Origin of the sequence: Enterococcus sp. AZ119 (assembly GCF_050546175.1) — a bacterium.
Taxonomy (GTDB): domain Bacteria; phylum Bacillota; class Bacilli; order Lactobacillales; family Enterococcaceae; genus Enterococcus; species Enterococcus faecalis.
In genome coordinates this window covers 820,057-846,436 of sequence record NZ_CP172951.1, presented here as the reverse complement: position 1 = coordinate 846,436, position 26,380 = coordinate 820,057, and the positions used below count along the sequence as shown (strand labels likewise).

Genomic DNA, 26,380 nt, shown 5'->3' with positions numbered 1-26,380 from the left:
AAAATTTCTTCGGTGATGCTAGAAATTAAGCATTTTCTTTTCTACGTCTAGCAAAGTAGACTCCTGCAATAAGTAGCAAGACTGCGCCACTTCCTAAGTAAACGTAGATTCCTTTGCCACCTGTTGAAGGTAAGGTACCTTTGTGTTTGTTTGGTACTTTTTCTGGTGAAACTAGGTTTTCTGTTGTGCCATATGATTGTTCATTGACCACAAATTCAATCCGATTTGTTAACAAGACATAATCATCAGGAGCTACAGTTTCTTCTAAATAATAGGTACCGTATTTAAGCCCTGTGATATCAACTAATCCATCAGCCGTTGTTGTAAAAGTAGTTGCTTCAGCTTTTGTTTTCACCCAAGTTGCTGCTTTCGTTGTTTCATCGATTTTCAAATAATTTGCTGTGTCGCTGTTTTGATCACGGACGACAAAGGAAGCTCCCGCCAAGGCTTGTGTCGCTGTCACATCGCCATCGACTTTAATGAAACGTTTCCCACCTGTCACCACTTCAACAGTTGGTGGTGTTTGGTCGTCGGTATGACCGTTATCAACATTCGCCTCATTTTTAAAGCCTTTCGTAGGATCTGCTTTTTCATTTAAATGCATAAAGTAAACGAATTTTAGTGTGCCGCCTGGTGTTAGCGTAGGAATATACGCTGGATTAACGGCGACAGTGAAGCCATTTGCTTGTTCAGTCACTTGATAATTTTCAGGAGCGATCATTGTATCCCCATCATATAACGCATAGGCATACTCTCCAGAAGTCACGTTATCAAAAGTTAAGGCTGCATCATGTTTATCAACTAAATTGAATTTGACGTATTTATTAGCGTCGCCTTCTTTGTCTGCAATCCCCAATGGAATATTTACAGAAATTTGATATTTAATTTTTTCGCCAATTGCCACATCTTTACCATCTAAGTTTGGTGTTGTTTTATCAACTTTAGAGGTATCATTTTTGACTGTTTTTTCAACAGGTGTTTGATTGTTTGCTTCAATTGTAAATGGTGTTTTTGTTTGATTTTCAATTAATTCTGCATTATTTGGAGCTTTTACTTCTTCTAAAATATACGAACCAACCTCAAGATTTTTAACTGTTAATTCTCCCGTTCCATTCTCTGCTTCTGTGAAATCATTTTCGCCAATTTCATAACTTTTCCCAGTAATAAAGCGTTTTGCTTGTTCTTTATCCGTTGTCCATGTATATAATCCATCTTTGACTCCTTGGATATATTTTACTGTGCCTGGTGAGCCTTCGCTTTTGGAAATAACAAATTCTGCGCCATTTAATCCTTCATTTTCAGCAGTTCCTACTTTTTTCACATGTAAACTACCATCATTGGCTACCACATTTTTAGGATAAATATGAACAACCGCTAATTCTTCTGTTCCATATTTATAGGAACCATCTGCTTGCTTGATCATTTCGTAAACTGGGAACGCCACCACCATATTCGTAGCAGCAACTACACCCTCTTTTGGTTCTTCTTTAATGGTATACACTGCATCTTTACCATTTTGTTTTTTAGGTAACTGAACAGTGACATTCCCATTTGCATCGGTGGTTCCTTGAGCAACAGGTTTCCCAGGAGTTAAACTTTGGACAGCTTGTTTAGCTGCATCGACGCTTGCGCCTGCCGCTCGTTGCTCGTAAAATTCGCTCGTCACGTTATAAATACTAAACGTCACATCTGCCAGTCCTTGATATTTATCAAACTCGCTCATTTCTTTCCCGCTATTTTGAATAAGCGGATCTGGTAAATCCGTCATTTTCTTTTTGTGAATCACGAGCTGTGCGCTCTCCCCATTTTCTTCTGCAAATGCAGTTGTTGTCCCTAATACACTCGTGAAAAGTGGCAAAATTAGTAACAAGGTACTAACGGTGTACCAAACTTTTTTTAATTGCTTCATTTTCTCTCTCCTCTTTTTTGTTTTTGATAAAATAGCCAAATGACTACCATCCCAATGATTAGCAGGCCTGCAATCGTCAACCAAATAGAACGTTCTTCATTTGTTTTTGGTAAGAAGCCTGACTCTTTTACTTTTTTATTGATTACATGTAACGGTGCTGTTCGTTGTCCGTTCGTTGCATAAGAATTTTTTTCCACCGTAAAAGGAATTTCTGTTTGATTCAGAAGATAACCTTTTGGTGCAGAGATTTCTTCTAAGAAGTACTGGCCATCTTTTAAGCCTTTAACTGAAAATTCACCGGCTTGATTAGACGTGAATTTTTTAGCTAATGCTTTTTCTTTTTGCCAACGATACCCGTTTGCTGTTTCATCGAGGTATTCCCCCGCTTGATTTTTGACGATAAAAGCAGCCTCTGGCAAGGTGATTTTCGCATTTTCACTATCAACTTTGACAAAAGACTTGCCGCCTGTACGAACTGCGGCTCTTTTAGTCAAGGTATGTTTGTCCGTGACTAATTGTCCTTCGTTGTTAATCGCAGTGTCAGGTTCAGCGGTCTTTTCTAAACGCATTTGATACGACACAGTCATTGTTTGATTTGCAAAGTTTTGTAAGTCTTTAATTGAAAAATCAAGCGTAAATCCATGCTTTTGCGTCGTCAGTGTGTAACCTGTAGTAACTGTTTTTCCAGCCACTTTTACCTCAATTGATTCTGGTAAAAGTGTCAACGTTGTATCCGCCTTATCTGACAAACGGAATTCCTGATATCCTAAAATATTCGCTGGAATCTGAGTCGTTAACTGATAGTTAATGTGCTCTCCTTGATTAAAGCCTTGTTGCTTATCGAGTACCGTTTTTTCAAGTGGTGGTAAGTCATAGGCATTTTCTTCATTTTTTGGATATAAATGAATATGCGTTAACGATTGCCCTTGTGGATCTTGAACAGGCAAAATCACTACTAGGTTGCTAGCTTTTTCCTTTACCACTTCCGGTGCTTCCGCTTCAACAAATAAATAGGCTTTATCTCGTTGCTGCGAATCTTTGCTAGCTAATGAAAAAGAAACCACTCCATCTTCTCCATTTATTGTCTGTGTTTTATCTTCTGCAATCGGTTTTCTATTTGTTGCACCGGTTTCTGCTAATTGACGCTGTGCCTCTTGGACCGTTTTTCCTTCAGAACGAAGCTGATAAAACGGATCCGTCACATCATAGACTTGATAAGTGACGTCATTTAAGCCCCGATAATTTTGAAGCAGCGTTCCCTCTTCCCCTGTGTTTTGCTGCTGTTCTGGTAATTGACCATCAGGGAACAATAATTTGTGCAACGTAACTTGAACGCTTGCTTGCGATGCTTCTGCTAATGCTTGCTGTGAAAACCCGAAAAGAGCGAGTAGCATGACGCAAATACTTAACCAACGTGCGTTTTTCATTGATTACACACTCCCTTCTGGTCGTCTAATAAAGAGATAAACACCCGCTATCACGAATGTACTAATCGCTATCAAGTAAAACCACAAGCGTCCTATGCCACCAGTTTCAGGTAAAGGAACCTTTGCTTGGTTCGTAACATCTAAAGTAATTTGATTATTCTTCTCTCCAGAAATTAAAACATCTGCTACTTTTTCCCCATCTATCGTGACTGAACCATCTTCACGAATTATTAATTCGATTGGTTCTTTTAACCCCTGATATCCTTCTGGCGTAAAGGTTTCTGTTAGGACATATTTCCCTGGTTTTAAGTTTTCAAAAACAAAAGTATCCGTTTCTTTGCCATCTTTTGGTAATTCAATATCCGTATCTGGTCCTGTTAAACGGAATTTCGCTCCTTTAAGTGGCGTCTGATTATCGGCTTTTTTATGAACCGTTAAGTCAAAAGGTTTCAAATGATTTTGATGTGTCAGTGTCCATTCTGGCGCATTTTCTTCAATATTTTTGCCTGCATAGTGAATTTCCCCATATTTATCAACAGTAAATTCATAATTTCCAGCAAGAGTGTCGTAGCCTAATGGTCCTGATTGTTCCACCATTCGATACTCACCAGGTTCACTAATTTTAAAATAGCTCAATCCTGCAGTATCTGTTTTTTGAGTTGCCACAGTTTGGTAACTTCCTTGAGCATTTTTTCTTTGCAACGCAAAAGTCGCCTCTGCTAAGTTCACTTGTTTGCCATTTTGCATGGTGTATTTTCTAATTCTGATTGGCAAAGAAGAAAATTTATTTTCAATTTCCAATGGAATAACTTGATTTGTGGTGGTCACTTCTTGTCCATCGATGCTTACTTTGCCTTGCTCATTCACCTCAATTTGCCAAGTCGTTTTCTTACCTAACTCATGTCCTGCAGGTGCTTTTACTTCAGTTAATGTATAGCGTTCCCCTTTTTGTAGGCGCACATCTTTTGGCAAGGAATAGCTCCCATCTTTATTGTCCACTAATGTGGTTTGAACATTTTTACCACTCAATTCAAAGACGGCTCCCACTAAGTTTTTCTCACCTGAGGAAGAATTTTTGATTACTTTTAAATCTAATGGCTTGAACTGCTTCGTGTTTTTCCAAGTAGTATCGTCGATTTTTTCTTGACTGTAACCAGGAACTGCTAATTCACGGGTTGTTTGGTAATTGAAAGCTTGTCCTTGATTATTGTATTGGGGAAGTCCAAGAACTTCTTGATAGCTTTCATCCGCGGTTTTGGAAAGTTGGGTTACATTTTTGCGCTCCCAACTATTGCTGGTATCATTTTCTGGTTTTGATAATTTAATATACCCAGTTTGCCAGTTGGCTGTGTCAGTTACTTGCTTTCTACTAATTTCATAAATCACGTTATCTGGCCGACTTGTTGGGTCTTGATCATACTCTTCCCAGATTTTTTTCACGTTTAACTTCACGCCAGGTGCTTTTCCCGAAGGAACCCCAAAATCAACTTTTTCAGGGGCCGTGGCTAATGGCTGAAACGTTGTCCGACCATTCATTTGATACCAAAAATCAGGTTTGAAGTTTTCTGACTCTGTTTGAATACGTACTTGATAATGAATTTGAATTTCTTGCCCTTTACCCAAATAAATCTCATTACTATTAATTGTAGCGCCTGTTAGCGACACTTCTGGTAATGTTTGAACCTGAACAGGACCCACACTTTTCATTGATAATGTATTTGGCTCGTATTTAAAAGGTTCAGCAATTGGATCAACTACTTTTCCGTTTACAACCGTTCCTGAAATCTGAACGGCTTTTTTCGCTAAATAATCAGAAATGTCTGGTGCATAATCCGCGGATTCATAATAAAGGTCTCCATTTTCATCGGCTGACACCATCTCACGCATTTTATCTTCAACTTGTTGTTTAGATAAATTAGCTCGTGGATCGCTTTGCAATTGAATGCCCAATCCATGTATTTCAATCCCACGTTGTTTTAAGGCCATTGCCTCACCTATCGTGGCGATAAACGTACTGTTAATCCGTTTATTGATATTGTTTTGATCTGGCGCATTATAGCTACCAGAGATATAAGAAGTGCTACCTGGTTGATCTTGTCGATTCGTAAATTGTGTCCCGTAAAAGCGACCATCCGCCTCTGTTTGAACTCGACTCACTTTATAAGAGAAGGTTGGGACGCCATCCGTTAAAAGTACAATGACTTTCTTATGTCCATTTGGCGTTGCTAACATATCACCAGCATCTCTTAATGCTTTTTGAGTGAAAGTTCCTCCTCTAGTGCTACTTGGCGTAATATTTTTAATTGGATTTTTGACTGTATCAAACGGCCCCATTTGAATGGCGTTGTTATTATAACCGTCACTTGAGTAGCCAACATAGCCCATGTTGATGTTATTGGTAATACCGCTATCTGCCAATGTATCAACAAAACGGTTCACTCCTTTTTGAACTTCACCAATCCGATTGTTTTCATTCATACTACCGGACCAGTCAACGACTAAGACCAAATCCAATGGCGTGATTTCTTTCTGAACATTCCCACGCACATTAAGATATACATCAAAAAGCCCTGGTGTTGTTGTTTCTCTAGCATATTTTCGGATGGCATAATCGGCTTGGTCTCCTGTACCGCCATACTCAATATAAGAATTTGTGCGATTAGTAGGGTCCCCATTCCAACTCGTTTGGCCATCCCATTGGGCACCACCATCTTTATTCCCTTGATGGTTTAACACATTTTGATTGCCTGTGGGCTGCCAATTAGCTGTCGGATAAGTCCCAGAATTATCCGTCGTGTATTGTGGTGCAATTAAAGGCAGTGCCAGATTCGCTCTCAAAGTAGCTGGCGCCATTCTTGCTTCTGCAAATGGATTGGTTACCTCTTCTGTTGCGGTCGGCTGTTCTGTTTTTTCTGGAGCCGAATCATTTTTGTTAGTTTCTTTCGTATTTTCTGGTACAGTTATTTTTTCTGGTTCAGTTGATTCTTTAGCAGAATCCTCTACTGTTATTTTTTCAGAAGTAACTGAAACATCATATTCGTTGTTTTCATACAATAACTTAGGTGGCTGAGCTGTTTGAAGCGAACTTTGCTCAACAGCTAACGAAAGCTGTACCGGCTTTTTTACTTGTGCGTCCAAAGTCAGATAAAGCGTACCATTAGTCACTTGGTAAGAATATCCGTCTTTTTCAATTACAGCAGTATCCATGAACTGTGCATTTTTCAATTGAATTTCTCGTTGTAATGGCTGCTCTGTTTGGTTGAGAAGATTTAACTCGATATTAATATTCGTTTTATCATTCTCATCTGTTATCATTTGAGCGGATGTAATTTCAACTTCTTTGGCTGTTTCTGCATAGCCAACGAGCGGTATGAAATAGGATGAGACAAGTAAAAAGACTACGCCGAAAACCCCAAATTTCTTTAGTAATTTAATGTCTGTTCTCTCCTTTCTTTTATGAATTAACAGTTAAATTAGAATTGCCTAGCACGTAAAATTTCATTATTCTAATCTGATAATTATTATACAGAGAAGGAGCTCATTAAATCACACCAGCTTTCATACCAAGCGGTTTCATTTCTGAAATTGCGTTATTGTTTCGATGATTGTTTCATTAAAGTAAAGGACTTGGGAGGAAACAATATGATTAGGTTTTTAGAAAAAAATTATCGGAAAATGGAAGAAATCATTCGTGTCTTATCCATTTCTGATAAATGGATGACTAAAAAAGAACTTGCAAAATATATTGGTAGTTCTGAGTCTACTTTTATTCGTTATATTGAGGAGATTAAACAGCGTTGGGGCGAAAGTTTAACCATTAAAACATCGCATAAATTAGGCTATCGTTTAGAAAACTTTAATGTGTCCTTATATTTAAACGTGCTGACGGATATGGCAAAAACGTCAACGACCACCCAATTGCTCCATGAGTTTATCCAAAATCCTGGCAAAACCATCGAATATTATTGCGATACCATTAATATTAGTCGCTCTTCTTTTGCTCGAAAATTGAAGCAGTGTAATCAGGTCTTGGAAACTTACTCTCTTCGCGTTATCGTTGATCAAGGCTATCAATTAACTAGCCAAACAGAAGAATTGCCTTTACGTATTTTTACAACCTTTTTCTTTTTAATGTATTATGGTCATTATGAATTGCCTTATCAATTAGATAAGCAGGAAATCAAACAATTAATGCGTCGTAATCAATGCCAATTAAATATTATTAGTATGGATAACAGTTATGAACACGATTTCTTTATTATGTATTTTATTGTTGATTTATTAAGAGAGCATCAAGGATTTCAACAACGTTTCCAGAAAAAAACAGATAAAAAGAGTCCAATCAAAATGGAAGATTATCTTTTACTCAGTCGTCATTTTACTGGGCTCAGCCGTGAAACCTATCGAGAAGTTCTACGGTATTTTCAAAGAGGCGCTTTTCAGCAATACTACTCCGAAGACCAAGAAGTCATCAGTCAAAGAATACGTGAAAATTTAAAATTTAATGCTTTTTCACAGATTGAACAATTAACAGAAGAAGTCGTCGACTTCGCTGTTCACTTGTTAACCTGTCTTTATTTGTTTTCTCAATTAGTGCCTTTTGACACCTCCGAATTGACACAAAGGGCCACCTTTTTCACTCGACAAATTCATTTTACTCAGCTTCACTTATATGCACGATTAAAAGCAGAATTGCATTTCTTTTCCGCTCTTTTAGAAACAAATCTATTAAACTATTCATCTTCTTATATTTTTTGGTTGCTTAATACTTTTCCAGAAATTAACCAGAGTTTCGACTCAAAAAAGATTTTGATTATTAGCGACATGGGCCTGAATCATAGTCAATATATTGGAAACTATGTCCACGATATTTTAGCTTTGCATCGGATTCGTTCAAATACGTTAGCAATTACGGAAGAACAATTAGGTGACCATCGACTCGAAGAATTTGACTTGATTATTACCAATCAACCAATTATTGAAACCAGTGTTCCAAGTATTTTAATTAATGATGCTATCTTATTTTCTAACAAAAGAGAATTGCTCGATTTATTAAACTTTTAACGTCTTAATGGTTTTCCCTATCTACCAAAAAGATAGCCCTTTTATCAAGAACCGCGTAATGTGAGGTGCCATCATACAGAAGATATTTTTATTTTTCTGAAATAAAAAAGAAAATAGGACATAAGTCGAAATGACTTATGTCCTATTTTCACTCTTAAGATAATCAGCTAAACGAAACCAGCAAATTAAATTTCTGATTGATTCACTGGCCATCTTGTGTGACTTTTACTTGGCAAAATTAATGTAATGAAGATCACTAAAGTACCGATAAAAGGAAGTAAATAGAATAAAATCCACCAGTTACTGTGGTCGCGATCATGCAATCTTCTTGCTCGAACAGTAAAGTTTGCCAACCAAATTAAAGCAGTCAGCAAGAAAAAGATAATGGTCACAGTATTCCATTCTTTAATGATTGTTCCATCATTGGGTGTTACTTCAATATATCTGTAAACGCCCGTAATTGCTGAATAAATCCCTAACACCAAATAATTAATTAATTGTGGCCACCAATATTGTGCTCGTGTTGCTGACGCATTCATTGTTGTAATATTATTCCAGTATTCTCTATACGCGTTAAACATATTATCACCCCCGCATTAACTATTACAGAAGTCTTTCGTTTTGTCAAAGAATAACGTTATTTTATGCTGTTTAATGACACGTCCATGTGCCTTCCTTAAACTCACACGAAGCTGACTCTTCAGAAGAAGGAGTCAATGAAACTAACGGTTGCTGTTGTTTTTCTTCTGCGAGAATTTTTTGAATAGTTTGGCTGATTTGCTGTTTCGGTACTGCACCATTAATTAAATATTTTTGATTAATGATTAGTGCGGGAACTCCTTGTAAACCATAAGCAGAAGCTAGCGCAAAATCTTCTTGAACCGCCGTCCAAACAGCCTCGGAAGCAACAGCTTCTTTCCATAAAGTAAAATCAATCGTTGTCTCTTTTACTAGCTCCTCAATTACTTCTGGCTCTTCAATATTTAAACTTCTCATAAATAAACCTTCTTGTAACTTATCAAACAGTAACCAATAAGTGTCTTGGTTGCCAATGTATCCAGCTGCTTTTGCTGCTAATAATGCATTCTTTGATGTTGGAAAATCAAATCGTTGCTTCCTCATCCCTTCAATATTAAAACGATGCTTTGAATCGTTTTGATTGGCATGCACCCAATGCGTCAAAACTTCTTCTTTTACTGCTGATCGTGAGCCAAACATTGTTTCAAAATCGTTTGCTGCCCATCCTAACGCAAACGACCGATGAATCAATTCAATTTCAGGAAATTCTTGTTGAATCTCATGCATGCGGTCAGACATTGGAAAACAAAAACTACAAATAACATCATGGAAAAATTCTATTTTCATCCTTACCCTCCAGTAACTCTTTTTTCAAAACAGATTGAACTAAATTTACCATTTTACTTACTAAAAGTAAACAAATGAAGCCAATTAAAAGAAAAAGATGAAACAAAATGCGCTATGGCTTTTGTCTCACCTGTTCTATCTACTTATTCTGATGTGTCCATTCCATTACCCGCTCACCATTCGTATCTAATTCACCATTAAATACAAAACCAAGTTGTTGATACAACCGAATTGCTGAGCTGTTCGTATCATAAACACTCAAGTATAGCTTGTTTGTTTGGTATTTTTCTATTAGCTTTAACATTAAAAGTCGACAGGCTGCTTTCCCATAACCTTGTCCTTGGAACCGTTGATCAATTAAAAAGCGGTCTAGCCAAACGCGCCCATCTTGCCAACGTCCATACATGGCATAGCCGATTAATTGATTGCCGTCATAAATACCTGCCGATTCCCATTCTGGAAATTGGTCTGATTCTTTTAGATTTTCTGCCATTGATTCAATGAAGGTTTGTTGTTCAGCGAAAACTTGTAGGTTTTCCACTGCTTTACGATTATCGCTTGTTACTTTTTCAAAATGTATTTCCATTGTTTTCACCTAATTAGTTGTTATTTTCAGCATACTTGTATTCTTTCTTGCTTCTTATTTTAACATACTTATTTCCCTTTGCTTTCTCTAACTCTCTGTGATTATACGTTTCTCTTTTTTATGGGAAATCTTCCCTATAAATGGAGACTCTTTTCAAGAGATTTCTTTTTACACTACCCGTTTCAAATGATATAAATGATATATAGAGTGTTTTAACTATGTGCAACATGATTAAAAGTTAACTGTTGGGGAGCAGTTAACTTTTTCTTTTTAACCACAAAAGAGAGGATCCGCTGTGAGAAATAACTGCAGTGGATGCTCCCTTTTGTATATTATTTATTTACTAGCCGATAGTTGAAAACTTTCCCGTTACTCAGTAGTATCGATTTTGTCTTCTTGACTATCTAAAGAACGGTCAACTTTTTCGTCGTAACTTTCCATGGAATTTTCATTTTTATGTTTCTGCTTATCGACCGTTTTATCGACTTTTTCTTTCTGTCGATCAATTGTTTTTTCCATCTCTTCGCCAGCCGAGGTACAACCACTCAGTAAAAGGAAACTTGTGAATAAAAACGCTGACAAGATAACTGTTTTTCCGATTTTTGTTTTCATAAACTCACCTCTCGTTTAATTTAAAAAAACGTCCCGATAAAACATTGTTTCCTTGATTATTTACTCACAATTAGCGAACGACTAAGACATTGCACAAAGCATGGTTAACCACATAATCTGTAGTAGAACCAATCAAGGTTCGTTGAATAGCACCTCTTCCCGTGGCACCTAGCACAATTAAATCTATGGCATAATTTTCAGAAATCGTATTGGCAAGATAACGTTTTGGGCTCCCAAGTTCAACAATTTTTTTGACTGTTTTTACACCAATTTCACTCGCTTGTTTTGCCTTTCCAGTGAGCATCTCTTCTGACTTGTGTTTTTCTAAATCATACAATTCTTCAAAAGAAAATGGACTCGTCGTAAATTCAGCATCATTAATAATTGTAGCTAAATAAAGAGTAGATTGTTCCTCTTTGGCAATCCTGACAGCTTCATGAAAAGCTTTTTCAGATTGATCTGAGCCATCAAGAGCAACCAAAATATGTTGATATACTGACATTTTATCCGCCTCCTTAACCAAATTAAGAATCAAAACTAACACAACAGCTGTGTTACATTTTAGTGGCTATCTGTTGTAATTTTTCCACGGTTAATGCTTGATAATTTGTTTCTTCAAGTAGTCCCGTTTGAATTTCAACAGAAACATCTTCCGTACATGTTTCTAAAAACATTGTGGCATAATCAAACTGTTGCTCTAAGAATGTTTCATACTCCAGTCGACAACGTAAAAATTCTTTCGCGGTATCCGAAACATGTAAACACATGCGGCGCTTATTCGCTTTCTTGGTTATCACAAAATAGGTTCCCTCTAAAATCGTGGTAATCTCTTCAATAATATACGCTGCATCTTTTACCATTCCGTCAATCCAGTCCTTTATTTGTTTTCAGTGTCGTTGCTTTTTTCTTTGTCGTCACTTAACAGCTCTTTAATTTTTTCACGATTGTCGTATAACTTTTTTCCTACGCCCAATAAGGCGCCGCCTGCCAATAACTTTGTTAAAAAGCCGCCATTTGCGTTTGTTTTTTTGCCATGGTGTCCTTTTAAATGATGTCCCATCCTAGCCACCTCCATAATTTTTATTTCTATTACCTATGAACATTATCTCATATGTTTTCACAAAACACACGTATAACAATAGTTTTTTAATCAAGGCTCGACCACTTTGTAAACTCATGACTTTTAATATGCCGAATCTCTTCAAATAAAATATGTGTATGTCCAACTTTTGCATACTCCATTGAACTCATCCCTTCAAAAACACCAACAATTGGCGGTTGAACACGGCCAAAATCATCCAATGTATTCAATTGGATTTCTAAAACCTGGTTATTTTTTAAAGACTGCTCTAAGTATTCTTCAATTTCTTCTGTTGTCTGTTGCGGTAAGCGTTCAAACGCTCTCTTAGAATATTCGTCAGAAGCTTCGATTCCTTCTTGTAACTCCCCCAATGCAAAAGCGGTCGCCCATTTCAGTTCAAAGGGCCGATCATGGTACTCATTATAAGGTGTAAATTCTTTTTTTGTTCGTTTCATGATGTTATCCTCCTAAACCGACATTTCCTCCAGCATGTCCACCGACTAATCCTGAACGATGAATTGCCGTCGCGCCTTCCAACAAAGAAGAGGCGTGAATTAAAGCTTGAAAGCCAAATTTTTGTCGGATTTTATCAATCAGATAGTTTAACTCCATTTCACTAATTTGCTCTTCTGGTTCCGAAAATAAATCTAATTGTAAAGATTCATTCCAAACTAATTTTCCATAAGAAAGCCCTAATTGCCGGACATCGGTTCCCGCTAGATAATGTTCTCTAAAAAGGGCTAATACATAGGTAATCAAAACTTTTGTATTGTTTGTTGCAGGAATCGTTTGTTGTTTTCGCCAACCAGTTCGTCCTTCACGGTCAATTTGTCCTTTGGAATAACCAACGTAGACTGTGATACATTCCGTTTGACAATGCGCTTTTCTTAAACGAGCAGCCACTTGTTCTGTCAGTTCCTTTAAGACTAGTTCAATCTGATCTCTTCGCGCATAATCTCTCGGTAAAATCTGACTATTCCCAAATGATTTTTCAGCTTTATGTGGTGCTTTTTTCCCTAAAAAGGTACGATCAATCCCCCATGAATGAGCATACAATTGAAGCCCCATCACGCCAAATGTTTCTTGTAAAAGATGCGGATTCGCTTGCGCTAACTCATATACAGAATCAATTCCTAAACGATTCAGTCGTTTAGCCATTCTGCGACCAATCCCACAAAAATCTGTCAAAGAAGGCAACTGCCAGACAGTATCTGGTACACGATCATACCGCCATTCTGCAATAAAATCTGGCGAATGTTTGGCGCCATTGTCCAACGCCAATTTAGCCAGTAACGGATTGTCCCCTATCCCAACGGTCACATAAATACCCACATGATTATAAACGACTCTTTGGATAATCCGAGCCATCTTATAGGCGGTTTCACAATGAAAATAACTTAAAGAAGCAGTTACATCAAGAAATGATTCATCTACACTAAACACAGAGTGATCTTCATCTGCGACAAACTTTTTATATAAATTATTGATTTCTTGATTTTTTTTCATGTACAAATTCATTCGTGGCGGAACCACATATAAATCAGGATGAGCGGGCACTTGATTTTTACGCGTAACATTTGAAACACCTAAAACTTTTTTTGCCATTGGCGATGCTGATAAAACTAATCCCCCCGCATTTTCGGCATTACTCATCACTACCAACATCGTTTTCAACGGATCTAACCCACGTTCTGCGCATTCTACACTAGCGTAAAAACTTTTGCAATCAATACAAAGAATATCGCGACTAGGTTCTTTTTCATAATCAAATTTCACAAACATCACCTCACTTGCAAAATCATTATACGAACAAACGTTCGATTAATCAAGCGAACACTGTTTATTTTTTTGTTTTTTTCAAGAACGGTCGGTGATCAAAAAAATAAGTATTCGGAATTATTATATTCCAAATACTTATTTTTTATTTTACATCTTATTTCGATTTAAAAATAACGATAAAAAGCCCGTTCCTAACAGAATTACTGCTGAAACATAATAAGGGAAAAAGTGATTGATATCAAATAAAGCTCCTGCTGCCATTGGTCCTAAAATATTACCAAAACTTGTAAATGTCGAATTTAGTCCGTTGATGGTTCCTTGTTGATCTCCAGCATGTTTGGATAAATAAGTAGTTACTGCTGGTCTAAACAAGTCAAACGCTAAAAAGACAATAAACGTTGAAAATACAACAACTAAATTATTTTTTGTAAAGGCAATCACGGCAATAAAAATGGCACTTGCAAAAAAGGTTAATTGGATTAAACCCATTTCACCTATTTTTTGGACGATTGCATCAAAGAAAAACAGCTGACAAATCAACGCTAAAATACCACTAACCGTAATCACGATTGCTATTTCACTTGTGGTAAAGCCAAAATTAATGGTCGCCATAATACTATAAATAGATTCGAACGCTTGCAGGCCAAAAGAGGAAATTAAGATAATCACAAATAATGAGGTAAACATTGGATTTCTTAAAATATCCATAAATGAACCTTTTTTCGCTTCAACAGCGGCTAAAATTCGTTTCTCTGGCTCCTTCAAAACAGTTAATGTCAAAATAAAACCAATAAACGCTAAAAATGCGGCCGCAAAAAATGGAGCGCGAATTCCTAAATAAGCAATAAAACCACCAACTCCTGGTCCGATAATAAAACCACCACTAATTGCAGCTGACACAAGCCCCATCGCTTTCGGACGTTCAGAAATCGTGGTCATATCTGCCACAAAGGCTGTCACTGACGGCATTAATAACGCGGCGGCAATCCCACCTAAACCACGAGAAATATAAAAACCGCTTTTCGCTTGGGCTAAACCAAATAATAACTCAGAAATTGAAAACACCAACATGCCCGTCGCAATCATTTTTTTCCGACCAATTTTATCCGAAAGGACACCTGCGATTGGCGATGTGATTAATTGGGCAATCGCAAAAATAGAAATCATCATTCCCATTGTGGTACCAGAAAAATGCATTTCTTCTTTTAATTGGGGAATTACGGGAATGACTAGGCCTACGCCTAGAAAAACAAGAAATAAGTTAGAAATTGCTAAGTACATCATACTATTTTTTTTCGTCATAATTTGCCTCCTCCATAAAAAAACAGCCATCAAAAATGGCTATTTCTGTTTCTTTGTATGTACTTTCTTTGACAGTGTATCGGCTGAAACACTCGTTGAGTCATTGAGATACATTTTACACTAATTCACTGAAAATTTCACTAGTTTTTACTTATTTTTTTAAAGGAAATTGTTATTTTTTAAAGACATAACTTAAGTATCCAAGTATTTAATGAATCGCTTTTGTTTTTTATCAGAAACATAGCCAATGTGTTCATAAAATTGATGTGCTGCTGTACGCTGTTCCCCTGAATTTAAGCGAATCGCAGACAAGTTATACTTTTTAGCTTCCGTTTCTAGTTTCGTCATTAATTGTTTGCCAATTCCACGGCCTTCTGCTTCTTTTGCCACTGCTAACCCCAGAACGTTCAATAACGTTTGGGAATAAATTGTTTCATACAGTTGCGCATGCACATAGCCTAAAATCTTGCCTGTCTTCGTTTCTTCATAAACATATAAAAACTCTCTGTCACTGGCTAGTAGTAATTTCTCAATCTGTTTACAGGTCACGTCAACGGGAACTTCATAGCCCAATTGTTCTTTATTAATGATAGTTAACGCCGCTGCATCTGTTGGCTTCATTTTTCTAATCAAGGGTAACACCCTCCTTTACATTCTTACTTAAATAATAACGAAAGCGTAATATCCGCAAAATCATTTAATTCTGAATCATTGTATTGCTCTAACAAAACTGTTTCGCCTCGATACTCTTTTAAAGCTAGTTGTATCAGCGAATGATAATTAGTAGGAAAATGTACTAGGCCCCATTCCCCGCCAGCCCTTTTTGATAAAATTTTATTCTCTTGCTTAAATGCCATTACTCTACACAGATTTAAAATAACGTACATAGGTTGTTGAACAATTTCTTTTTTTGCCTCTTTCACATCAGCTACAATGCTTTCAAAATATTTCTTTTGATCTATCCAGCCAAAAACGGAATCAATCGGTTTTCCTACGAGTACTTTTCCATATAATTTTGTAATCATAAGATGTGCCACTAGATCCTCATCGTATCCCATCATATCTTCAATATATTTATTTTTATTAGTCAGATATCTGGAACGATGTATCGGAGAAAAATGTAAATCGAAGGGAATCGGATAACTCAAATTTATTGTATCTTTTAATTGTAGCACATGGAATTCTATCCCTTTTTTTGGTGCCCACTTATCTAAAATATTAATTGTATAATCTAATAATTGTTTCTTCTCATCAATAGTAAGCTTTTCATAAACCACAATCAGTACATCCAAATCACTTACTGAATGACAATAGGTTCCAAAAGCATAAGAACCATGAAGATATATTCCAACTAAATTTTCTTTTATTATTTTCATATATCCATTTTCCATTTGAGCTAATAATTGATGAACCACGATTATTCCTCCATTATTGATTGACAATTGCTATAGTTTTTTCGATAAATAAAGAACTAACGCATCATCATTAACACACCGATCGTTTGGTTTCAGCTGCTTATTTTGAAACCAAACTCCTGAACCATCTGGCACATATCCTTGTTTGATATATAATCTTTGCGCTGCACCATAACCAGGATGCAGGCCTACTCCCAAGGAAACAGTATCTGCATAACTTTTGGCAACATTTTCTGCACGATTTAATAATAACCGCCCCACTCCTTGTTTTTGAAATGGCAAGAATACATTGAAATCAGCTATTTCAGGATATAAATTTTTAAAAGGTCCTTCCTTAGCTAATGGCAGTAACGTCACATAACCTAACAGCGTTGCCTTTTTCTCCGCTACAAAAACCGTTCGTTGCTTGACTAATTGTTCTTCTAAATAGTTCATTAAAATCTCTTGGCGACTTGGCCAACCTTGTTGGACAAATTGAGTATCCAGCGCTAAGATATCTTTCTCTTGCATTTCTCTAATAACCACTAGCTCAGACATTAGCATTTCCTCCCGAAAAGCGTTTTCATTTTATAAAACGAAGCGAATACTTCTTCGCTCCCTTATTCATTTTCAAAAACCATCGAGTTGATGATATTTGGGCAAAACAGCAACACATGTTTTTTCTGAATTAACAGCAATAACGAACCCTTGCCATAAGGACCACGTCACCGCTTCACCTAATTTCTCTTTCACTCGTTGAATCATTTCAGCTTGCGTTAAGTCTCGTGCAGGAAAATGTTGAACTTTATCGTTACTGATTAAAAAAATAAATGATTCTGAAAAAGCTGTCATGACTTCAGGTGGTAAATTTTTTAATCGTTCTTGGTAATCCATTGAAACCACTCCTTCTTTTTTATCATACCACAACATCCATTTCTCTAAAAAGCGCAGCACTTACTACTGAATATCTGCTAAAATTTGCCTGATAATCTGCTTTTCAGACAGTTGTTCAGATAACCGCTGTTCTCCCGCAAGCCCTAAATAATCTTCTGGTAGCCACCAACGTTTCATTTCCACGACACCAAATTCTTGATTCTTGTTTCTCTGGCTATGTCTTTTCAGCGTTTCTTCAAAAGAAATATCAAAATAATAAACCTGAACGTTTCCTTCAAAGAGATGAATTATTTCCTGAAAAAAGGAATGATAAATGGCTTTTTGAAAAATCCCTTCAACAATCACATACTGGCATTCTTGATACCCAAAAGCCAGAGGTCGGGACAGGAGTGTTTAGCTTCAAGAAATAAGAAGGAATTTCCGAAAGATGCTTTTCGTCTTTCGAGGAATTTCAGCTTATTTCCGAAGAAGCTGCTCCTCTCCCGCCGTTTATCTTAAGATTCAAGTCTAAGAAGGTAAGTCGTTTCGACTTACCTTCAAAAGACTGTTTCATCTTTAACACGAAGCATTTCTCTGCGCACCACATCTTGAGAAATCAATAACGATTGTTCTTTAAGACACTGATGAAGCGCTTTAGCTATCGTTGTTTTACCACTACCAGAATTACCACGTAAAATAATTAATTTCGGTTGCATCTGTTTCCCTCCATTTTCTTGATTGTTGAAAACCAGCAGAAAAGAGCAAAAAACTTGGAAAAAACTCTCCAAGTTTTGCTGTTATTTTGATGAATGTTTCGTTGAATCTCGCTGAATGAATTCCGTTCCGACAATAATTTTTCTAGGAACTGGTGGGGTATTCAAGCATAACTCTTTCATTGTCTCAACTGCTAGCTCACCCATCCATTCAGTATGAACTTTAACTGTTGTTAATGTTGGTGAAACATATTTTGCGACACTAATATCATTAAAACCAATGATAGAAATATCTTCTGGCACACGAATTGCTCCTTCTTGTAACGCCCGCATCGCACCAATGGCCAACGTATCACTTGCAGCGAAAAAAGCGGTTGGACGAGTGTCCGCTTTTTCAATAAAGTCTTTCATCGCTTGATAGCCTTCTTCAACAGAAAAAGCTGCTTCGACAACCCATTCTTGATGATAAAGGTCCAGATCTTTTAAGGTTTCTTTAAAAGCGACAAAACGTGGATCAACCAATGCCACGCGGGACTCTTTCGTATATTCTTGCCCAGAAAGCATACCAATTTTCTGATGCCCTTGCGCCAAAAATTCTTGCACAATTGTTTTAACACTTCCAGCAAAATCAACAACAATGGAGTTTTGGCCAAAAGCCATTGCATCAAAGTCTACAAATAGAAGAGGTGCGCCTAAGGCGGCTAAGGCCGCCACTTGCTTTTCATCAAATTTTCCTAGGGCAATTGTCCCATCAAATCTTTTTTGAGACAGGTTTGTCAGAGATTCTTTGACTAAAAGAAAACCCAATTCCTCTGCCCGCTTTTCAACACCTAAACGAATCGATAAATAGTAAATATCATCCAGTTCTTCTGGATCGCTGAACCATTGGACAAACCGAATTTTCTTTTTGCCTGCTTGTTTTTTTCTGGCTCGCTTTTTATAATTTAACGTTTCTGCTGTTTCAAATATTTTCTTCTTCGTTTCATCACTAACTGATAATGTTTCATCATAGTTCAAAACTCTCGAAACTGTCGCTGAAGAAACACCGACTTGCTCTGCTATATCTTTAATGGTTACGATGTTCCTCACCTCAAACTAATCATTTTCTATACATTGAATAAATCGTTCAAAAGCACGACGACCTTCTTCGTCACGTTTAAAGACGCCGGCATCTGTTAAAATTTGAACAAAAATTGTCCCAATTCCTTGTTGGATCACTTCTTTGACATTGGCTTCAGTGATGGTTTGCTGACTGAGTTCATCCGCCCAAGCTCGATGACTTTCAGCAATTTGATTGGGTTGCTTTAATAAATACTTTTCGACTTCTCTTAATTCTTGTGCCAGCCTTGGTGGCAAAATAGCTAGTCCCATTACTTCAATTAAGCCAATATTTTCTTGCTTAATATGTTGTACTTCTGGATGTGGATGAAAAATGCCATCTGGAAATTCCTCCGAAACATTATTATCTCGTAAAACTAAATCCAATTCAAATAATGACCCTTTGCGTCGAGCAATTGGCGTAATCGTATGATGCGGTGTGCCATCTTCTGAATAGGCCCGAACTGAGACTCGTTCATCAGAATAATTGCGCCATTTGGTCAAAATTAATTCGGCCGCCTCAACGAGTTCCTCTTGATGATCACTTTGAAGACGAATCACAGACATCGGCCATTTTAAAATACCCGCAGTTATCTCAGGATATTTTTTCAAAGAAAATCTTTTTTCCATTGGTGCTAAATCCATTGGAAATGTATGACGTCCTGCTTGGTAATGATCATGAGATAAAATAGAACCACCAACAATTGGCAAATCTGCATTAGAGCCCACAAAATATTCAGGGAATAACTCCGTAATTTTAAGGAGCCGCTGGAACGTTTTTTTCTCGATTTTCATTTCTCGATGTTGTTGGTCCAAGAAAATCGCATGCTCATTATAGTAAGCATATGGTGAATATTGAAAGCCCCAAGCTTCGTCCTCTAAATTTAGTCGGATAATCCGATGGTTTGTCCGTGCTGGATAATTCACACGACCATAATAGCCTTCATTCTCCATACATAACATACACGCTGGATATTTTTTTTGACTCATTTTCTTTTCAGCCAAAATTTTTCGAGCATCCTTTTCTGGCTTCGATAAGTTAATGGTAATTTCTAGTTTACCATAGGGTGAGTCCATTGGGAAAATAATATTTTTGGCGATTGCTTTCGTTTTAATGTAGTTATTCGTTTTACATAACTGATAAAAATAATCCGTTGCTTTTCGTGGAGACTCTTGATAATAATCCATAAACTTCCGATTAATGATGGTTGGGGTCGGCGTAATAAAATCCATTAACTCCGCTTCTAGTTGTTCTGCTTCCGTAATTGAGTCATCGATTTGGTGATTGGCTTGTGCAATGTTTAAAAGATGTTCCACCACACGCAACGGTTCTTGCTCACAAGCAACCGCTTCTGGTTGTTCAAAAAAATCACAGCCAACTAGTTTGGCAATCCGATTCGTCAAATAATAGCGGTCTGTTTCCGTCCAATCACCATTTTCTATGATTATCTCTACAAATGCAGCAATCCATTTACTACTTTCTTTCATCATCTGATGTTCTCCTATTCATTATAGCCTTGAGGATGTTTCACATGCCATTGCCAAGCGGTGGCGATAATATCCTTGACCTCAGTTACTTCTGGTTGCCAGCCTAAAACTCGTTTGGCTTTTTCACTAGAAGCAATTAATGTACTAGGATCCCCTGCTCGGCGTGGCGCGATTGTCGCAGGGATTTCTTGACCTGTTACTTCGCGAGCAGCATCTAACATTTCTTTAACAGAATAGCCGTTGTTGCTACCAAGGTTAAAGACGTCACTTTCGCCGCCATTTTTCAAGTATTCTAAAGCCAAAATATGTGCTGCAATCAAGTCTTCAATATAAACATAATCTCGAATGCACGTGCCATCGGGTGTATCATAATCATCCCCAAAAATACTTAGCTCTGCTCGTTGGCCTAATGCCACTTGTAAAATAATTGGCACAATATGCGTTTCTGGCGTGTGATCCTCACCAATTGAGGCATCTTTTTTTGCTCCTGCAACATTAAAATAACGCAAAGCAACATATTTCATTCCATAAGCGTTGTCGCACCATTTCATGATTTTTTCCATCATTAATTTACTTTCCCCATACGGGTTTTTAGGATTCGTTGGGGTTTCTTCTGTAATAGGCATTGCTTTTGGTTCGCCATAAGTGGCCGCTGTGGAAGAAAAAACAATATGTTTCACTCCAAATTCTTGCATGACTTCCAAGGCAATTTGCGTGCCGTGAACATTGTTATTGAAATACATTAACGGTTTCTCCACGGATTCTCCTACTAAAGAATTGGCCGCAAAGTGCAACACCCCTTCAATTGATTCCTTTTCAAAGACACTACGTAAAAAAGCTTTATCACGAATATCGCCTTCATAGAAAGTCGCTTGTTCATGAACTGCTGAACGATGTCCCGTTAATAAATTATCAACAACCACAACGGCATACCCTTTTGAAATTAATTGATCGACGGCATGTGAGCCAATGTAGCCTGCGCCACCTAATACTAAAATAGACATTTAAAGCCTTCCTTTCTAAAATAACTTTCTGGCACCATCATCAATTGATGCAGGATAAAAATCAGCAGCATAGCCAATTTTATCTTGATAACTCTGGCCAACAGCTTCAATAAATGCATCTATATTTTGCTTTGGTACCAAAGCAATACTACAACCGCCAAACCCTGCACCAGTCATCCGTGCGCCCAAAACGCCTGGTTGTTCTTGCGCACAAGCCACTAAGGTATCTAACTCAATGCCAGTTACTTCGTAATCTTCTTTTAGCGAACGATGTGAGGCATTTAATAATAAGCCAAATTCTTCCAAATCCCCTTCAGTTAGCGCTTGTTTTGCCAATAAAGTTCGTTCATTTTCTGTGACGGCATGACGCGCTCGTTTAATCAACGTTGGATCTCCAATCAATGCTTGATATTGTTCAAATGTCTCGCTGTCTAATTCACCTAAAAATTCAATAGATAACTCTTTTTGAAGCAAACGAACGGCTTCTTCGCATTCTGCACGGCGTTCATTATATTTTGAATCTGCTAATTCACGACGTTTGTTAGTATTCATAATGACAATCGTATACTCACCTAATTTGGCGGGAACCATTTCATAGTGCATATTATTGGTATCTAGTAGAATAGCTTGATCTTTTTCTCCCATCCCCACGGCAAATTGGTCCATAATTCCTGAATTAACGCCAATAAATTCATTCTCCACTTTTTTACCGATTTGCACCAATTCAAGCATTGGACAGTGTAAAGCATATAAATCATTACAGATCGTTCCCATTAAAAGTTCAATAGAAGCAGAAGAAGACAAGCCAGCACCATTAGGAATCGTACCGTAGAAGAGCACATCTAAGCCAGAATCAATATTGTGTCCGCTTTCAATCAAGTAATTTAAAACGCCTTTAGGATAATTTGCCCAATCATCTGAATCTGAATAGGTTAAATCTTCTAATGAAAATTCGATGAGACCAACCTCTTTAAAATTATCAGAAAACATCCGAATTTTTTGGTCGTCTCTTTTTCTTGCCACACCAAATGTCCCTAACGTAATAGCCGCTGGGAAAACATGACCGCCATTGTAATCTGTATGTTCACCAATCAAATTAATTCTTCCAGGGGCAAAATAACAGGCTGTCCCTTTCTCACCAAATATTTCTACAAATCGATTCATTAACAGTTCTTCCATCACTAATCGCTCCTTTCACTAGTAAACAAATTGTATAATATTTACTAAACTTTTGCAAATGTTTACTTAATATTTTCTTAATTGTCATTTCAATTGAAAACGTGTACAATACAATTAAATAAAGATTTATTTTCTTAGCATTTCTTTTTGACTATTTAAATAATCTAAACAACAAAGTTAAATTTACTAAATATTTACTTGAAGGAAGGATTGATTATTTTGACTATTTCAACTGAATCATTTGGACAAGGAATGCTTCTTTACACACTGACGAATAAAAATGGTGTGACTTTAAAAGCAACAGATTTTGGTGCGCGAATTGTTGCGCTCGACGTTCCTCTTACAAAAAATGAATCCCGATCACTCGTGCTAGGCTTTCCCTCAGCAGATGAATATTTGTCTAAAGACTTATATTTTGGTGCAACAATTGGTCGAACAGCTGGCCGAATTGCCGATGGCTCCTTTGAACTAGCGGGTAAAAAGTATCAAACGATGATTAATACTCCTACTCAAACAACACTTCACGGCGGCACACCTGGGTTTGAAAGTAAAAAATGGCACAGCGAAATCCAAGAGGCACAAGTGAATCCTTCTGTGAAATTTTGGCTAGAGAGTCCTGCTGGTGAAAATGGTTTTCCTGGAAATCTCACTGTTTCAGTCACGTATACATTGACTGAAGAAAATGAATGGCAAATTGAGTATCAGGCAACTACAGATGAACAAACACTTTTTAATCCAACCAATCATGTCTACTTTAATTTAACTGGAAATCCTGCAATTCCCATTGATGCGCATGAGTTACAAATAAATGCCCAAAAGTTTGTCCCGCTTGATGAAAGAGTTTTACCGCTTGGAGAATTAGCTTCCGTCGACCAGACAGCTTTTGATTTACAAAAACCTAAAAAATTAGCTGAGGTTTTTTCAAGTACCGATGAACAAATTCAAAAGATGAACGGCTTCGATCACCCTTTCATCTTAACCAATCATGATTTAATTAACCCAGATGTTATCTTAAAAAGTCCTACTAAAGATATCACCTTAGAGATGTTCACTGATCAACCTTCAGTTGTTATTTTTTCAGCAAATTTTGCTGATAACGGTCCCGATATTCAAGGGCAAAAATTAGTCAATCACGGAGCGCTCACATTTGAAACCCAAGTCTGTCCTGGTGCTGAAAGATTTACGTTGTTCGGTTCTATCACCCTCTCACCTGAACAGGAATTTCACTCAACGACCCGTTTCAAACTAATTTATTAAGTGAAATGGTGCTCTTAACCAAGCTTATCTTCGAACTAAAAAAGATAAGAATGGTTAAGAGCACTTCTATTATTTGACATTTTTAATCGCTCCATTTACACTATTTTCAATTAGAAAGGCGGTGATGTCTATGTATGCAATCAAATTTTTTCATGGCTATTTAACTGCAGATGGCAAACGTACGCGAGATAAATCAGGTTGTTTAGTTTACCACTCTGAAAAAGAAGCACAAAAATTAGCAGATAAAATTGGCGGGAGAGTTAAAAAAATTGGATAACCTTAGGTAAAGGATAGATAAGCAAGGCTATTTTGCTATCTGTCCTTTTTTATTTTACATATTCCTCGACTTATTGTATTGATTTGATACAATAGAGAAAAAGCCTAAAGGAGCGCTTACATGAAACAAAATGACTTTGATTATATGCAAATGTTAAAAGGTGAATTATATTACGCCCCCACCATTTTACCCGAAAACAAATCAACAAAAGGCAAGGTGTTAGCTCAAAAAATCAATCAACTTCCTATCGATAATGTGAAAGAAATTGTGGCCCTAGAAAAAGAATTATTAGGAAAAACTGGCAATGAGTTATATATCACCCCACCCCTCCATGTAGATTACGGTCGCCATATTGAGGTAGGAGAAAATTTTTATGCAAATATGGATTGCATTTTTTTAGATGTAAACAAAATCATCTTCGGTGATAATGTCATGGTTGGCCCTCGTGCTAGTTTTTATACTGCCGGCCATCCAATTGATCCAACGATTCGAACTGCAGAATTAGAATTCGGGACGCCAATTATTGTTGAAGATAACGTGTGGATTGGCGGAAGTGCCACCATTTTACCTGGCGTTACAATTGGAAAAAATGCTATTGTCGCTGCTGGTGCTGTGGTTACAAAAGACGTTCCTGCCAACACGATTGTTGGAGGTAATCCAGCAAAAGTCATTCGCAAAATTGATGAAAACGATCAGCAATTTTGGACAGAAAAGCAACGGCAGTATCAAATCGCTAAGAAGCAATTCTTTCATGAATAAAAAATCCCCAATCCAATGAAAATAACGGATTGGGGATTTTTATTTTAATTTTCTTCATAATAATTAAACATCCAATGGATGCCAAACTGATCTTTTAGGGAACCATACTTTTTGGACCAAAAAGTTTCAGATAATGGCATTGTAACAGTGCCACCTTCAGATAATCGTTTAAATAAGCGATCAATTTTTTCATCATCATCTGTGCTAACCACGAGCGAAAGGTTATTTCCTTCCGTAACTTCAAAACCAAACATATCAGGAACATCTGAAATCATTACATAGGTTCCTTCAATAATGATACTTGCGTTCATCACTAAATCCTTTATCTCGTCGTTTATAGGATGCTCAGGATCTTCAGGTGCTTCGCCAAAAGTCATTAAATTTTGACATTTTGTATCAAAAACATCTTCATAGAACGCAATTGCTTCTTTTGCTTCACCTTTAAAATTTATATACAGCTCTAACAAATGACTCACCTTCTTTCATGATCAAATTTTATACTTTATTTTCTCATGATTTGTCAGAAAGCAAAAATAGTCTGCTTAAAAATCTGATTTTTCTAGTAACAAGGTAACAAATTTTTCCAAATACAGTTGGTCAACCGCATCATAGCTATTTGTTACACCACTATCAATATCTAAAACACCGACCAATTGATGATTTTTTACCATCGGTACAACGATTTCAGACATCGCAGCTGAGTCACAAGAAATATAATTGGCGTGTGTCTTCACGTTATCAACAATCAATGTAGCTTGTTTTTCCGCTGATTCACCGCAGACACCTTTGCCCATTTTAATTCTGGTACAAGAGACTTTCCCTTGAAAAGGCCCCAAAACTAATTCTTCATCTTTATATAAATAATACCCAGCAAAAACGGTATCTGGTAATGTTTGTGCAAGTAACGCGGACGAGTTTGCTAAATTTGCAATAGCATCCGTTTCTATTTCTAACAAACCGCTCAATTGTTGTAAGCACAATTCGTAGGCTGCTTTTTTGTTTTCTCTCGTTTGTTCAGTCATGCTTGGTTCATCTCCTTCATTTTGTCTTATTATAAAGGAAGATACGCAAAAGTGCTATGTTAAAGTGAGTCAAACAAACTTGAAACGCTGATCCACGTTGTGAGCAGAAGCACTTTATAAGGATTAAACTGTGACGAGTAACCGCTGGACTGACACTATGCGTTGCTCAGAGCTGAACCCTGTTTCCTCTG

At 37.1% G+C, this 26,380-nt stretch carries 27 protein-coding genes and 2 pseudogenes; 4 read left to right on the top strand and 25 right to left on the bottom strand.

What is annotated here, in order from left to right:
• Window positions 1–25 precede the first annotated feature (25 nt).
• From ebpC to ebpA, 3 genes are read right to left on the bottom strand one after another with little or no spacing between them, the layout of a single operon-like run.
• A complete protein-coding gene (gene ebpC, locus IGL37_RS04145) occupies window positions 26–1,909 on the bottom strand; it encodes an endocarditis and biofilm-associated pilus major subunit EbpC (protein WP_002407083.1) in 1,884 nt (627 codons plus the stop codon).
• Window positions 1,906–3,336, bottom strand: coding sequence for an endocarditis and biofilm-associated pilus minor subunit EbpB (gene ebpB, locus IGL37_RS04140; protein WP_033918037.1), 1,431 nt, complete (start codon window positions 3,334–3,336; stop codon window positions 1,906–1,908). Before ebpB ends, ebpC begins: the two co-directional genes overlap by 4 nt.
• 3 nt (window positions 3,337–3,339) lie before the next feature.
• Entirely contained in the window at window positions 3,340–6,804 is a 3,465-nt protein-coding gene (gene ebpA / locus IGL37_RS04135) for an endocarditis and biofilm-associated pilus tip protein EbpA (protein ID WP_002371344.1), read from the bottom strand.
• A gap of 174 nt (window positions 6,805–6,978) precedes the next feature.
• Here ebpA and IGL37_RS04130 point away from each other — a divergent pair, with 174 nt between their 5' ends.
• Entirely contained in the window at window positions 6,979–8,400 is a 1,422-nt protein-coding gene (locus tag IGL37_RS04130) for a helix-turn-helix domain-containing protein (protein WP_002382000.1), read from the top strand.
• A gap of 185 nt (window positions 8,401–8,585) precedes the next feature.
• Here the strand turns inward: IGL37_RS04130 and IGL37_RS04125 are convergent, their stop codons facing one another.
• The 20 genes and pseudogenes from IGL37_RS04125 to IGL37_RS04030 all read right to left on the bottom strand — a co-directional run bounded on the left by IGL37_RS04125 (window position 8,586) and on the right by IGL37_RS04030 (window position 22,874).
• Window positions 8,586–8,981, bottom strand: coding sequence for a DUF805 domain-containing protein (locus tag IGL37_RS04125; RefSeq protein ID WP_002358131.1), 396 nt, complete (start codon window positions 8,979–8,981; stop codon window positions 8,586–8,588).
• Window positions 8,982–9,051: 70 nt separating this feature from the next.
• A complete protein-coding gene (locus IGL37_RS04120) occupies window positions 9,052–9,765 on the bottom strand; it encodes a DsbA family oxidoreductase (RefSeq protein WP_002371347.1) in 714 nt (237 codons plus the stop codon).
• Window positions 9,766–9,904: 139 nt separating this feature from the next.
• Entirely contained in the window at window positions 9,905–10,351 is a 447-nt protein-coding gene (locus IGL37_RS04115) for a GNAT family N-acetyltransferase (RefSeq protein WP_002386013.1), read from the bottom strand.
• Window positions 10,352–10,720: 369 nt separating this feature from the next.
• Entirely contained in the window at window positions 10,721–10,963 is a 243-nt protein-coding gene (locus IGL37_RS04110) for a hypothetical protein (protein WP_002358134.1), read from the bottom strand.
• Between the two features lie 70 nt (window positions 10,964–11,033).
• Window positions 11,034–11,465, bottom strand: a complete 432-nt coding sequence (locus tag IGL37_RS04105; RefSeq protein WP_002382001.1) for a universal stress protein — start codon at window positions 11,463–11,465, stop codon at window positions 11,034–11,036.
• 52 nt (window positions 11,466–11,517) lie between these two features.
• Window positions 11,518–11,823, bottom strand: a complete 306-nt coding sequence (locus IGL37_RS04100; RefSeq protein WP_002358136.1) for a hypothetical protein — start codon at window positions 11,821–11,823, stop codon at window positions 11,518–11,520.
• A gap of 17 nt (window positions 11,824–11,840) precedes the next feature.
• Window positions 11,841–12,038, bottom strand: coding sequence for a hypothetical protein (locus IGL37_RS04095; protein WP_002358137.1), 198 nt, complete (start codon window positions 12,036–12,038; stop codon window positions 11,841–11,843).
• Window positions 12,039–12,109: 71 nt separating this feature from the next.
• A complete protein-coding gene (locus IGL37_RS04090) occupies window positions 12,110–12,499 on the bottom strand; it encodes a hypothetical protein (RefSeq protein ID WP_002358138.1) in 390 nt (129 codons plus the stop codon).
• Between the two features lie 4 nt (window positions 12,500–12,503).
• Window positions 12,504–13,826, bottom strand: a complete 1,323-nt coding sequence (locus IGL37_RS04085) for a Y-family DNA polymerase (RefSeq protein ID WP_002386016.1) — start codon at window positions 13,824–13,826, stop codon at window positions 12,504–12,506.
• Window positions 13,827–13,970: 144 nt separating this feature from the next.
• Window positions 13,971–15,125, bottom strand: coding sequence for a multidrug efflux MFS transporter EmeA (emeA, locus tag IGL37_RS04080; RefSeq protein ID WP_002358140.1), 1,155 nt, complete (start codon window positions 15,123–15,125; stop codon window positions 13,971–13,973).
• Window positions 15,126–15,317: 192 nt separating this feature from the next.
• A complete protein-coding gene (locus IGL37_RS04075; RefSeq protein ID WP_002378167.1) occupies window positions 15,318–15,758 on the bottom strand; it encodes a GNAT family N-acetyltransferase in 441 nt (146 codons plus the stop codon).
• A gap of 23 nt (window positions 15,759–15,781) precedes the next feature.
• Complete coding sequence (locus IGL37_RS04070; RefSeq protein ID WP_002386017.1) at window positions 15,782–16,540, bottom strand: aminoglycoside adenylyltransferase domain-containing protein; 759 nt, start codon at window positions 16,538–16,540, stop codon at window positions 15,782–15,784.
• Between the two features lie 30 nt (window positions 16,541–16,570).
• Window positions 16,571–17,083, bottom strand: coding sequence for a GNAT family N-acetyltransferase (locus IGL37_RS04065; protein WP_002386019.1), 513 nt, complete (start codon window positions 17,081–17,083; stop codon window positions 16,571–16,573).
• A 66-nt stretch (window positions 17,084–17,149) separates the two neighbouring features.
• A complete protein-coding gene (locus IGL37_RS04060; RefSeq protein WP_002384750.1) occupies window positions 17,150–17,449 on the bottom strand; it encodes a hypothetical protein in 300 nt (99 codons plus the stop codon).
• Between the two features lie 27 nt (window positions 17,450–17,476).
• Window positions 17,477–17,794, bottom strand: a pseudogene (locus IGL37_RS04055) (hypothetical protein); the annotation flags it as partial.
• A gap of 160 nt (window positions 17,795–17,954) precedes the next feature.
• Window positions 17,955–18,180, bottom strand: a pseudogene (locus IGL37_RS04050) (AAA family ATPase); the annotation flags it as partial.
• 9 nt (window positions 18,181–18,189) lie between these two features.
• The gene (locus IGL37_RS04045; protein ID WP_080296913.1) at window positions 18,190–19,194 is read right to left on the bottom strand and encodes a LacI family DNA-binding transcriptional regulator; all 1,005 of its coding nucleotides are present in this window, start codon (window positions 19,192–19,194) and stop codon (window positions 18,190–18,192) included.
• Window positions 19,195–19,200: 6 nt separating this feature from the next.
• Complete coding sequence (gene galT / locus IGL37_RS04040) at window positions 19,201–20,691, bottom strand: UDP-glucose--hexose-1-phosphate uridylyltransferase (protein ID WP_002360623.1); 1,491 nt, start codon at window positions 20,689–20,691, stop codon at window positions 19,201–19,203.
• A gap of 14 nt (window positions 20,692–20,705) precedes the next feature.
• Window positions 20,706–21,695: a UDP-glucose 4-epimerase GalE gene (gene galE, locus IGL37_RS04035; RefSeq protein ID WP_002361578.1), complete on the bottom strand. Its 990-nt coding sequence runs from the start codon at window positions 21,693–21,695 to the stop codon at window positions 20,706–20,708.
• Between the two features lie 15 nt (window positions 21,696–21,710).
• Window positions 21,711–22,874 carry a galactokinase gene (locus IGL37_RS04030; protein WP_002382071.1) on the bottom strand — a complete coding sequence of 388 codons (1,164 nt, stop codon included), beginning with the start codon at window positions 22,872–22,874 and terminating at the stop codon, window positions 21,711–21,713.
• A 198-nt stretch (window positions 22,875–23,072) separates the two neighbouring features.
• Between IGL37_RS04030 and galM the strand changes: the two genes are divergently transcribed.
• The 3 genes from galM to IGL37_RS04015 all read left to right on the top strand — a co-directional run bounded on the left by galM (window position 23,073) and on the right by IGL37_RS04015 (window position 25,167).
• A complete protein-coding gene (gene galM / locus IGL37_RS04025; RefSeq protein WP_311921499.1) occupies window positions 23,073–24,131 on the top strand; it encodes a galactose-1-epimerase in 1,059 nt (352 codons plus the stop codon).
• 130 nt (window positions 24,132–24,261) lie between these two features.
• Complete coding sequence (locus tag IGL37_RS04020) at window positions 24,262–24,408, top strand: hypothetical protein (RefSeq protein WP_002384758.1); 147 nt, start codon at window positions 24,262–24,264, stop codon at window positions 24,406–24,408.
• A 120-nt stretch (window positions 24,409–24,528) separates the two neighbouring features.
• On the top strand, window positions 24,529–25,167 hold the full coding sequence (locus tag IGL37_RS04015) for a sugar O-acetyltransferase (RefSeq protein ID WP_002379300.1): 639 nt from the start codon (window positions 24,529–24,531) through the stop codon (window positions 25,165–25,167).
• Between the two features lie 44 nt (window positions 25,168–25,211).
• Here the strand turns inward: IGL37_RS04015 and IGL37_RS04010 are convergent, their stop codons facing one another.
• Window positions 25,212–25,643: a VOC family protein gene (locus tag IGL37_RS04010; RefSeq protein WP_002399473.1), complete on the bottom strand. Its 432-nt coding sequence runs from the start codon at window positions 25,641–25,643 to the stop codon at window positions 25,212–25,214.
• A 66-nt stretch (window positions 25,644–25,709) separates the two neighbouring features.
• Window positions 25,710–26,189, bottom strand: coding sequence for a GAF domain-containing protein (locus IGL37_RS04005; RefSeq protein ID WP_002360627.1), 480 nt, complete (start codon window positions 26,187–26,189; stop codon window positions 25,710–25,712).
• Between the last annotated feature and the right edge of the window lie 191 nt (window positions 26,190–26,380).